Origin of the sequence: Rhodococcus sp. 05-340-2 (assembly GCF_002258915.1) — a bacterium.
Lineage (GTDB): Bacteria > Actinomycetota > Actinomycetes > Mycobacteriales > Mycobacteriaceae > Rhodococcoides.
This window is the reverse complement of sequence record NZ_NOYU01000026.1, coordinates 183,793-194,184: the sequence shown is the minus strand read 5'-3', so window position 1 is coordinate 194,184 and position 10,392 is coordinate 183,793. Positions and strand designations below refer to the sequence as shown.

General features: G+C 64.4%; 11 protein-coding genes. 6 read left to right on the top strand and 5 right to left on the bottom strand.

Annotated features, from left to right (window positions below):
- Nucleotides 1–372 precede the first annotated feature (372 nt).
- Complete coding sequence (locus CH271_RS14980; RefSeq protein WP_094634108.1) at nt 373–774, top strand: hypothetical protein; 402 nt, start codon at nt 373–375, stop codon at nt 772–774.
- Here CH271_RS14980 and CH271_RS14975 read toward each other — a convergent pair.
- Nucleotides 746–955, bottom strand: coding sequence for a hypothetical protein (locus tag CH271_RS14975; protein WP_094634107.1), 210 nt, complete (start codon nt 953–955; stop codon nt 746–748). The two genes, CH271_RS14980 and CH271_RS14975, sit on opposite strands and share 29 nt — an antisense overlap.
- A gap of 94 nt (nt 956–1,049) precedes the next feature.
- Between CH271_RS14975 and CH271_RS14970 the strand changes: the two genes are divergently transcribed.
- The 5 genes from CH271_RS14970 (at nt 1,050) to CH271_RS14950 (ending at nt 6,545) form a co-directional block, all read left to right on the top strand.
- Nucleotides 1,050–1,577, top strand: a complete 528-nt coding sequence (locus tag CH271_RS14970) for a MarR family winged helix-turn-helix transcriptional regulator (protein ID WP_094634106.1) — start codon at nt 1,050–1,052, stop codon at nt 1,575–1,577.
- Nucleotides 1,578–1,649: 72 nt separating this feature from the next.
- A complete protein-coding gene (locus CH271_RS14965; protein ID WP_094634105.1) occupies nt 1,650–2,843 on the top strand; it encodes a homogentisate 1,2-dioxygenase in 1,194 nt (397 codons plus the stop codon).
- Nucleotides 2,840–3,628, top strand: coding sequence for a hypothetical protein (locus CH271_RS14960; RefSeq protein WP_094634124.1), 789 nt, complete (start codon nt 2,840–2,842; stop codon nt 3,626–3,628). The genes CH271_RS14965 and CH271_RS14960 overlap by 4 nt, the downstream gene beginning before the upstream one ends.
- Nucleotides 3,629–3,659: 31 nt before the next feature.
- On the top strand, nt 3,660–4,826 hold the full coding sequence (fahA, locus tag CH271_RS14955) for a fumarylacetoacetase (RefSeq protein WP_094634104.1): 1,167 nt from the start codon (nt 3,660–3,662) through the stop codon (nt 4,824–4,826).
- 174 nt (nt 4,827–5,000) lie between these two features.
- The gene (locus CH271_RS14950) at nt 5,001–6,545 is read left to right on the top strand and encodes a multicopper oxidase family protein (RefSeq protein ID WP_094634123.1); all 1,545 of its coding nucleotides are present in this window, start codon (nt 5,001–5,003) and stop codon (nt 6,543–6,545) included.
- Nucleotides 6,546–6,575: 30 nt separating this feature from the next.
- On the opposite strand, the gene CH271_RS14945 is transcribed toward CH271_RS14950, so the two are convergent.
- The 4 genes from CH271_RS14945 to CH271_RS14930 are packed head-to-tail and all read right to left on the bottom strand — an operon-like array spanning nt 6,576 to nt 10,219.
- Nucleotides 6,576–7,208: a response regulator gene (locus CH271_RS14945; RefSeq protein ID WP_094634103.1), complete on the bottom strand. Its 633-nt coding sequence runs from the start codon at nt 7,206–7,208 to the stop codon at nt 6,576–6,578.
- Nucleotides 7,205–8,422 carry a sensor histidine kinase gene (locus tag CH271_RS14940; protein ID WP_256986420.1) on the bottom strand — a complete coding sequence of 406 codons (1,218 nt, stop codon included), beginning with the start codon at nt 8,420–8,422 and terminating at the stop codon, nt 7,205–7,207. Before CH271_RS14940 ends, CH271_RS14945 begins: the two co-directional genes overlap by 4 nt.
- A complete protein-coding gene (locus CH271_RS14935; RefSeq protein ID WP_037187600.1) occupies nt 8,409–9,041 on the bottom strand; it encodes a response regulator in 633 nt (210 codons plus the stop codon). The genes CH271_RS14940 and CH271_RS14935 overlap by 14 nt, the downstream gene beginning before the upstream one ends.
- Entirely contained in the window at nt 9,038–10,219 is a 1,182-nt protein-coding gene (locus tag CH271_RS14930; RefSeq protein ID WP_170945871.1) for a sensor histidine kinase, read from the bottom strand. The genes CH271_RS14935 and CH271_RS14930 overlap by 4 nt, the downstream gene beginning before the upstream one ends.
- Between the last annotated feature and the right edge of the window lie 173 nt (nt 10,220–10,392).

The window sequence follows — 10,392 nt, the reverse complement described above, 5'->3', positions numbered from 1 at the left end:
GACCACATCGATCACGGTGAACACCGGATCCGACACCGGTAACCACTCACGCATATCCACCGGCAACAAGAACTGCTGATCCCGATCCACCGGGCGATACCCTTTGGCCACCAGCACATTCTCCCAGCCGACCACTCCGGCTACCACTCAACACGCAGCAACATCAACAAGCGCTCAATTCGCAACAGCCCGTTTCCCGTTTGTGGGAGCGAATTGTGGACACTCACGTCGGTGCCGTGAGGCGTCGACGCACCGTATCGATGATGCGGTCCACCACGTCCGCGAGGTCGCTACCGCTACACCCAGCGTCCCGAGATCATCGTGCAACAGACCAAATGGTATGTAAACCCCTCGGGGCCTAGGCTCGGCTGCATGCCGGACGCCGTCTATCGCGCACCCATGCCGGGCGGCGTCGAGCGTGCCCTCACCTACGGCCTCTGCGGAATGTCGGCCGACGACGAACGCTCACTACGACGCGTCGAACGCTTCGAGCAGGTACCCGACGGATCGTGGATCTGGACGCGAACCGAGCGTGGGGAGTACTTTCTCGGCCGCGTCTCCGGCCCTATGCGTGAAGATCGCAGCGCCGACGCGGTGGCGTCGAACATGATGTTCGTGCGGGACTGCGAGTGGACGAACGAACCCGTTCCCGAGCGCGAGGTTCCCGCGGCGACACTGCAGACCTTCGCGCGCGGTGGCCGCAATTTCCAGCAGACCCACGACCCGCGGGTCGGTGCGGAGTCGGCTAGCGTGTGGCGAGCGCGAGGTCGTTGACCTGGGGATCTACCTGCACGACGGAGTAGCCCTGAATCTCGAACTTGTTCTCGCCCTCGGGCGGTCCGAGGACGGCACGGACGATCAGCGTCGCTGCCGCAGCGACGAGTGCGATCACGATCACCACCGCTGCCACGATCAGCAGGGTCCGTGGACCACCGAACAGGTTCTTCGAGCTCATGGGTCCATCATGACCCCTCCGGGATGGGACACGAATCGCGCCTGCCGAAGTAATAAAGGTGTTGATCAGATGAGTTCATGGCTACAGTGAATCGGTGACCGATTCACCCGAGCCCGACTTCTGGTCGTTCATCGAGACCGCCAACACCACGCTGGCCCGGGACTACGGGTTCGAGCATCAGCTGGCGACCGAGGTGCTGCTGACCCTCAACCGAGCGTCGAACATCGTCACCTACGACCTCGAAGCGACGGTCCATCGCCCGCGAGGCTGGTCGTGGTCGTCGTTTCGGCTGATGTTCGTCACGTGGTTGTCGGGCCCGATCGAGCCCAAGCGGGCGGCCGAGCTCACGGGTATGAGCCGCGCGGCCGTATCCAACCTGTCCAAGACCCTCATCGCCGGCGGACTGCTCGCCAGCACTCCCGACGAGAAGGACGGGCGTTCGGTGCGCCTCGCCCTCACCGCCCGGGGGCACGACGAGATGGTCGAGGCGTTTGCCGAACAGAACGAACGAGAGAACGCGTGGGCCAGCGCGCTCACCGAACCCGAGCAGCGGATCCTGGTGATGCTGTTGACCAAACTCATCACCCACCGCAGCCAATTCGACGTCCGGGGACGCAACTGAGGGTTGCGTAGATCACGTAAAAATAGTTAATGTGTTTACTACAAGCGGTGAAGACAACACAGGAGCGATGACGTGGCCTACTACCGGCAGCTCGGATCGGTACCGCCGAAGCGGCACACCCAGCACCGAACTCCCGACGGCAACCTCTACTTCGAGGAGCTGATGGGCGAGGAGGGCTTCTCTTCGGACTCGTCTCTGCTCTATCACCGCCACATTCCGTCGGCCATCGTCGACGCCACGGTCTGGGATCTGCCCGACCAGACAACGACCCCGAATCACCCACTGATGCCGCGGCACTTGAAGTTGCACGAGCTCTTTCCGGACTCCGTCGTCGCCGACACCGACGTCGTCACCGGTCGCCGGCTCGTCCTCGGCAACGCCGATGTCCGACTCTCCTACGTCGTCGCATCGAAAACCTCACCGCTGTATCGCAATTCGATCGGCGACGAGATGGTCTACATCGAATCCGGTTCAGCCACCGTAGAAACCGTGTTCGGAACCCTCGAGGCGCGGCAGGGCGACTACGTGCTCATTCCGCGTGCCACGACGCACCGCTGGATTCCCGACGGCACCCTGCGCGCCTACGCCATCGAGGCCAACAGTCACATTGCACCGCCCAAGCGCTTTCTGTCCAAGTACGGCCAGCTGCTCGAGAACGCTCCCTACTGCGAACGTGACCTCCGCGGCCCCACCGAGCCCCTACTGGCCGACGGCAGCGACGTCGAAGTGCTTGTCAAACACCGTGGTTCGACGGGCATCGTCGGAACCCGATACGTCTACCCCAACCACCCGTTCGACGTGGTGGGGTGGGACGGTTGCCTGTATCCGTACACGTTCAACATCTCGGACTACGAACCGATCACCGGCCGGGTGCATCAACCACCGCCTGCGCATCAGGCATTCGAGGGGGCCAATTTCGTGATCTGCAATTTCGTTCCACGCAAGGTCGATTACCACCCGTTGGCAATTCCGGTGCCGTACTACCACTCCAACGTCGACTCCGACGAGATCATGTTCTACGTCGGCGGCGACTACGAGGCCCGCAAGGGATCCGGAATCGGCCAGGGTTCGATCTCGGTACATCCGGGCGGTCACGCTCACGGACCGCAACCCGGTGCCTACGAACGCAGCATCGGTGCCGAGTTCTTCGACGAGCTGGCCGTCATGGTCGACACGTTCCGCCCCCTCGAACTCGGCGAAGGCGCTCTCGCATGCGAGGACACCGGGTACGCCTGGACCTGGGCCGGCCGGGGACCGAACCGATGATCCCGAAGTTCTTCCATCGCCTGTGCGACGACGCCGCAGTCTTCCCTCCCGGCAACGCGCCTGTCGATGTTGCTGTGGCACAACACCTCGAATACCGGGCCAGTTCTTTCGCAGACCTCGTCGGCCCGTTGGTCGTGCCGATGGACCGGGTGAACGAGCTGGACCTGGGTGCTCGGATGGAGGTGGCGTTGACCGCACCTGCCGGCCCGGGCAGCGTGGAGGCAGGCCTGCGGGACGCCGACCGCACGGCCGGCGTGACGGTCGTGTCCATCGAAGTGGCCATGCCCCACGGCACCGACATCGATGTGCTGCGCGGCATCACTCAAGACATCGACATCTATGTCGAAATTCCCCGAGACTCCCGAAAAGACGACATCTTCGACGCCGTCGACGAGTTCGGGTACCGCGCCAAATTCAGGACCGGCGGCGTCACGGCCGACAAATATCCGGACGAACACGAACTCGCCGCGTCCATCTACCGGGCGGCCCAGCGCGAGGTCCACTTCAAGGCCACCGCAGGTCTGCACCATGCCGCCCGTAACACCGATCCCCACAACGGATTCGAGCAGCACGGTTTCCTCAACGTGCTCCTCGCCGCGCAGGCCGCACACAGCGGCGCTCGCGTCGGTGAGCTCGAGAAGATACTGGCGATTCGAGACGCAGACGTCCTCGCCGGGCTCGTCGCCGGGATCGAGGGACAGCGTGCATTCGCCTCCTTCGGCACCTGCAGCATCCGTGAACCCCTGGACGATCTCGTCCGCCTCGGACTCGTCCCACCTCAGTGAACCCCATCCCCGTACATCAGGAGCGCCGCTCATGACGCACATCGACATCCCCGCCGATTCCGAGTTCGGAATCGACAACCTCCCCTACGGCATTGTCAGCACTCCGGGCACGAAGGCCCGCGTCGGAGTCCGCTACGGCAACAACGTGATCGACCTGCATGCAGCCCTGGGTGACGCAGACTTCGCGTCGACGAGCCTGAATGCGTTCATGGCTCGCGGACGCAATCGGTGGGTCGAGGTCCGCAAAGCCGTCACCGACATGATCGTCAGCGGTACGACCCCCGCGGAAGCAATCGTGCCCGTTTCCGATGTCACGATGCATCTCCCCTTCGAGGTGGCCGACTACGTCGACTTCTACGCCTCCGAGCATCACGCGTCCAATCTCGGCCGGCTCTTCCGGCCCGATGCCGAACCGCTGCTACCGAATTGGAAGCACCTACCCGTCGCGTATCACGGTCGGGCAGGCACGGTTGTCGTCTCCGGCACCGACATCAAGAGGCCTTCCGGACAACGCAAGGCACCCGACGAGGCGTCGCCCACCTTCGGGCCGAGTCGGCGACTGGACATCGAAGCCGAGATGGGCTTCGTCGTCGGCGTACCGTCCGACGGTCCCATCTCGCCGGATCGGTTCTCCGAGCACGTGTTCGGTGCAGTCATCGTCAACGACTGGTCGGCTCGCGACATTCAGGCCTGGGAGTACGTGCCACTCGGGCCCAACCTCGGAAAGAGTTTCGCGACGTCCATCTCGCCCTGGGTGGTGCCCTTGCTCGCATTGGAGCACGCGCGAACCTCGACGCCGGTGCAGGACCCGGAGCCGCTCGAGTACCTCCGCGAATTCCGTTCCTGGGCTCTCGATATCGACCTGACGGTCTCGTGGAACGGTCAGGTCGTATCCCGTCCGCCGTACAGTGCGATGTACTGGTCGCCGGCTCAGATGCTCGCGCACGAGACCGTCAACGGCGCACGCAGCCGAACCGGTGACCTGTTCGCGTCGGGCACCATCTCGGGACCGGAGAAGAATCAACGCGGCGCATTCATCGAACTGACCTGGGGCGGAAAAGAACCGGTGTCACTCGGCGCGGAGACTCGCACCTTCCTCGAAGACGGCGACGAGGTCGTCATCGCTGCGAGTGCTCCAGGGGAGAACGGTGCCCGTATCGGATTCGGTGATGTTCGAGGTCGGATCGTGTCTGCCTGACAGGAGTCGAGGGAATTACCACAGATTCTGAAGTAGCGGTAGGCCCCCGCGGTGGATTTCTTCTCCACCAGCCGTGGCCCTCGGGCGGATGCCCGCGACTGCCGAACCCCGGAAACTTGCTTGTGTCGCGAGGTAATCGAACACCGCAAGAAACCCGGGAGTGCAGTGAACGTCATGGTCCGAAACACGTTGAGCCGACGGACCTTGTTGGTGGGGTTGGTGTCTGCGCCGATCGCGCTGTCGGCGGGATGCGCTGCGAGTAGGTCTACTCCGGGGTCCGCTCCGTCCGGTGTAGAAGCCGCGACGTCCGATGGCGGCCGCCGGCCACTACCGGTGCCGCCCCTGGCGGACTCCACCGTCGACGCCGCCGGTGCCCGCCACTTCACGCTCACCGCACAGGCCGGCAGCACCGAGATGTTGCCGGGTGTGCAGACCCCGACATGGGGTTTCGACGGTTCGATCCTGGGGCCGACCATCCGGACCCGGCGCGGCGAAACCGTCGCGTTCACCATCGACAACGCCCTGCCGGAGGACACCACCGTGCACTGGCACGGTGTGCACGTCCCGGCGCGATACGACGGCGGACCCCACCAGACGATCACACCGGGTGGACGCTGGGAGCCGACGTGGACTGTGAACCAGCCGGCGGCGACGCTGTGGTACCACCCACACCCGCACGGTGCCACCGAGAAACATGCGTACCGGGGACTGGCCGGTATCTTCCTGGTCGACGACGAGGACGCCGACTCTCTCGATCTGCCGAAAACTTATGGTGTGGATGACTTCCCATTGATCATCCAGGATCGCCGGTTCACTGCAGACGGTGCTCTCGACGAGTCCGACCCGACCGATGCTGGCCTCCTCGGCGACACGATCATCACGAATGGAATCGCCGGCGCGCACGTGCAGGTGAGCACCGAACTGGTGCGACTGCGAATCCTCAACGGTTCCGGAGGGCGAATGTACAACCTCGGATTCGCCGACGACCGCGATTTCACGATGGTGGCCAGCGACGGTGGACTGCTCAGCGAGCCGCTCCCGCTGAGCCGCATCACACTCAGCCCCGGAGAACGAGTCGAGATCGTCGTGGCGGCGGGCGGTAGTTCTCCGATGATGCTGCGCGCGTTCCCGTTCGACGACCAGCCAGAAATCGACCGCGACATCGCATCCGACTACGGACTGACCGATTCCTTCGACGTGCTCGAGCTCCGACCGGTCCCCAACCCCGAACGATCCCGGGCGTTGCCGGCTGTGCTCGCCGACATCCCCCGCCTCGAACCGGCCACCGCGGTCGCCGAGCGTAGATTCGAACTGCAGTGGTTCATGATCAACGGCGAGCAGATGGACATGAATCGCGTCGATTTCACCTCGGCCGTCGACACCACCGAGGTGTGGACGATCCACAACGCGGACAACTGGCCGCACAACTTCCACGTGCACGATGTCCAGTTTCAGCTCCTCGACATCAACGGTGCGAAGCCTCTGCCTGCGCTGGCGGGGTGGAAGGACACTGTCTACGTTCCTCCCGGCACCACGATCCGGTTGATACTGCGGTTCACCGAGTACACGGACCCGACGTTTTCGTACATGTTCCACTGCCATCTGATGAGGCACGAGGATCAGGGCATGATGGGCCAATTCCTGGTCCTCGGACCGAACCAGACTGCAACCCCGATGCAGATGCCTGCAGACACACCCATGCAGCACGGCGGCCATTGAGCGCCGTCGACCGATCGTGCACTGTCGATGTCAACTGCGCCGGTAGGCCCACACCGCCAGCCGAACTCTGTTGTTGCACTCAGTCTTTGCCATCAGATTCGCCACGTGTGTCTTGACCGTCGAGACCCCCAGATGCAGACAGTCCGCGATCTCCTGATTTCCCAAGCCCTCACTGACAAGCCTGAGAACCTCGATCTCCCGCGGGCTCAGCTCGACGTTCTCGGTGCGCTCGACAGCACGCCCCTCCTCGACTGCCCGGTTCACGAGCCTTCGCAACAGATATGGGGAGAACGGGAGTTCGCCGTCGGCGACGCGACGGATGGCGTCCAACAGTTCGGCCGGTTCGGTGTCCTTGACGAGAAATCCTGCTGCGCCGGCCGCAAGAGCCGGGTAGAGGTGATCGTCATCGTCGAAGGTGGTGAGCACCAGCACCTTCGGTGCCGAGCCGGAACCCAGGATATGTCTGGTGGCCTCGATTCCGTCGAGGCCCGGCATCCTCAGATCCATCAGGATGACATCCGGTGACATTTCGGCGGTCAGACGAATCGCCTCCGCACCGTTGGCACCTTCGCCGACGACATCGATATCCTCGGTCGACTCACAGAGCATCCGCAGCCCGGCCCGGACCAGGCGTTGGTCGTCGACGATGAGTAGGCGGATCATCGTCCACGCTCCGAATCGGAGAAGGTGAGTCCGGCACGGACGGACCAGCTCCCGTCCTCGGCGCCGACCGCGAGCGTGCCCCCGGCGAGCGCGACACGCTCTGCCATGCCGGTCAATCCGTGCCCGGCAGGGTCGACGGCCCCGGCAGGGTCGTCGAGACGGCTGACTACGGACGCGATCACGCCGTCGTGCTCGCGGACGACCGAGACAGTCACGGGTTGATCAGGATCCGCGTGCTTCATGACATTGGTCAACGACTCCTGGACGACCCGGAGCAGGGTGAGCCTTCCGATCGTGTCCAGCTCGCCGAGGTCTGTATCCACCTCGGCGTCGACGGTGATCCCCGTGGCGCGGGTGCGCTCGATTGCTGCAGCGATCTCGGTGGATACAGCATCGGCCTCCACCGACGCGACCTCTCCGGGCGAGGGATCCCGAAGCGCTACGAGAAGTCTGCGGATGTCGTCCAGCGCACCCGACGCGGTGGCGTGGACGTCGTCGAGCACACTTCGAACGCGCGGGTCGGCCTCGGCCACGACATGCTGTGCGACACCGATCCGCAACACGATCGATGCCATGTGATGGGCCACCAGATCGTGCAACTCCCGGGCCAACGCGGCGCGCTCGGCCAGGCGGGCCCGCGCCGAATCCTCCAGCCTTCGCATGTCGGCGTCGGCGGCTCGCGCCCGATACGTGGCGGCCAAGCGGCGCTGAGCCCGCAAATACAGCCCGAACAACAACGGCAAGCCGACAACGGCAAGAGTTTCGACCGCAGTGGCAGGACGCCAGAAGGTCGAGGACTCACCGGCGGCAATCCCCCACAGAACCGCGACCGTCCACCACACGCTGGCCACGACCACCGGCGCGGATCGTGTCGAACGCATCGCCACCTCGGCCAGACCGGCCGCGCCGAGATAGGGAACCAGCTCCGACAATCCCCACGCGTGAGCGAGAAACATCGGCACCGCCAGCGCTGACAGCGCGAGCGAGACCGGTAGCGGCCACCGGCCGCCCAACAGAAAGACGACCGCAGCGGCCAGCGCCGCTGACCAGTACCAGAGCGGCACCTGGTACTGGTCAGGAAAGTTGCTGGCCAGCAGCAGCAACGGCACCAACGCCAACGGCACCCAGCGCACGAACGGCAGCAAGTTGCGGCGCGGGGACATCTCGATCACCCCTTCGGTCGGCGAGGACGAGCCGAACTCAATGTTGCCCATGCCGGATCAACCCCTTGGACGCTGCAGCTGCCACGGCAGAGGTTCGTGAATCCACGCCCAGCTTCGTGTAGATATGGGCCAGATGGGACTTGACGGTCGCCTGGCTCAGGAACAGCCTTTGACTGACCTGCACGTTCGAGTGGCCGTCTGCCACCAATTGCAGTACTTCGATCTCACGCAATGTCAATGTGCTGCCGGGTGTCCGCATCCGGTCCATCAGTCGAGATGCGACCGCGGGCGCGAGCGCCGACCCTCCCGCTGCTGCAGTGCGCACAGCTGCACAAAGATCATCAGGCGGTGCGTCTTTGAGCAAGTAGCCCACCGCGCCGGCTTCGATAGCGGCGAGGATGTCGGCGTCGGTGTCGTAGGTCGTCAGTACCAGTACGTGCGGTGCGCCGGGAGAGGCGGCAATGGCGGCAATAGCGTCGACGCCGTGCATACCGGGCCCGAACTGCAGGTCCATCAGAACCACGTCGATCTCGAGTTCGGCGGAGAGTTCGATCGCCTGCTCGGCCGTCGTCGCCTCGGCGATGATCACGAAGTCCGACTCGGTCTCGAGTACCGCACGCAACCCTGCGCGCACTATCGGATGGTCGTCGGCCATCAGTAGACGGATCATGTTCGCACCTCCAACGGCACAGTGACGGCGACGGCAGTGCCCTGGCCCGGTCTCGACTCCACCACCAGGGTGCCCTGCAGCGAGCGAGCACGTGACCTCATCCCCGGTAGTCCGAATCCGCGATCCCCAGCGCTGATGGTGTCGGGATCGAAGCCGACACCGTCGTCGACGACATCGAGCGCCACCTCGGTGTCCATGAAGCTCAGAGTTACTGTCACCCGGGTCGCGTCGGCGTGCTGCGTGGCGTTCGCCAGAGCGGACTGAGCGATGCGCAGCAGCGCGACCTCGTGTGCTGTGTGGAGGGGTATCGGTAGACCGGACAGCTGCCAGTCGACCGGTAGCCCTGCAGCTGCAGACGTGCCAGCACACAATCGTTCCAACGCCGAAGGCAGCGAGCCGTTCTCGAGATCCGGCGGGGTCAGCGCACGAACGAAGCGTCGAGCCTCCTCGAGGTTGCTCGACGCCGTTTCTCGGGCGTGTACAACATGCCTGTTCGCCTCGTCCGGCCGTTCGGGGAGTAGACGTTCGGCCGCGCGGAGCAGCAAGTGGATACTCGACAGCCCCTGAGCCAGGGTGTCGTGGATTTCACGGGCCAGCCGTTCACGTTCGGCGAGAACCCCGGCTTCGTGCTCCGCTGCTGCCAGCTCTCCGCGCGCGGCGGTCAGCTCCTCGATGAGCGTGCGCCGCTGTTCGCTCTCGCGGTAGAGCGCTTCGTAGCCGAGAACGACCGCGATCGCGACTGCGGCACCGAGCGAGGGCCCGACTACTGCCCCGACCTCGAAACCTCCTCGATGCCAGCAGAATCCAGCGATCGCCGTGAGGGTGGTCCACACAACCGCCGTCAGGCCCCACGTCGTCGGCAGAAGATGGAGCTGAAGAAAGAACAACGGGAACGCGAGGTAGACGGCTTCGGGGCTCACCACGAGCAATGCCGTCCACACCATCCCGACCGCCAGTAGCCATCCCGCGGCAGTTGCACCGGAGTGACGCACTCTCGGCCAGGTAGCCCCCACCGCGTACACCACGCCCAGGGCGATCGCGAGCACGATGACCGCAGTCAGGTGCGGTACGCGCTCCTGGACCGCACGTACTACCGACAGCGTGAGCAGTGCCGCCAGCATCAGATGTAAGCACCCGCGCAGGATGCGCATGACAGGGGTGAGCGACGACGGATCCATAACGACGTCCAGGTTATGCGGTTCGCACCCGACCGACATCGGCCAAAAGGTGTAGCGGACGGTGATCCTTCCGACTCGCGAACTGCACTCTCCCGGTCGATGCAAGCGAGCCCAGGCTGGGGCGAGAGTTGAACACAGTTGCCGGATACCTGATTCGGTCGTCCGCAGAGAAA

What these genes read in the sequence shown, in the direction of transcription:
- CH271_RS14980 (WP_094634108.1), top strand. Translation starts at nt 373, where the DNA reads ATGCCGGACGCCGTCTATCGCGCACCCATGCCGGGCGGCGTCGAGCGT.
- CH271_RS14975 (WP_094634107.1), bottom strand. Translation starts at nt 955, where the DNA reads ATGAGCTCGAAGAACCTGTTCGGTGGTCCACGGACCCTGCTGATCGTG.
- CH271_RS14960 (WP_094634124.1), top strand. Translation starts at nt 2,840, where the DNA reads ATGATCCCGAAGTTCTTCCATCGCCTGTGCGACGACGCCGCAGTCTTC.
- fahA (WP_094634104.1), top strand. Translation starts at nt 3,660, where the DNA reads ATGACGCACATCGACATCCCCGCCGATTCCGAGTTCGGAATCGACAAC.
- CH271_RS14950 (WP_094634123.1), top strand. Translation starts at nt 5,001, where the DNA reads ATGGTCCGAAACACGTTGAGCCGACGGACCTTGTTGGTGGGGTTGGTG.
- CH271_RS14945 (WP_094634103.1), bottom strand. Translation starts at nt 7,208, where the DNA reads ATGATCCGCCTACTCATCGTCGACGACCAACGCCTGGTCCGGGCCGGG.
- CH271_RS14940 (WP_256986420.1), bottom strand. Translation starts at nt 8,422, where the DNA reads ATGGGCAACATTGAGTTCGGCTCGTCCTCGCCGACCGAAGGGGTGATC.
- CH271_RS14935 (WP_037187600.1), bottom strand. Translation starts at nt 9,041, where the DNA reads ATGATCCGTCTACTGATGGCCGACGACCATCCGATAGTGCGCGCAGGG.
- CH271_RS14930 (WP_170945871.1), bottom strand. Translation starts at nt 10,219, where the DNA reads ATGGATCCGTCGTCGCTCACCCCTGTCATGCGCATCCTGCGCGGGTGC.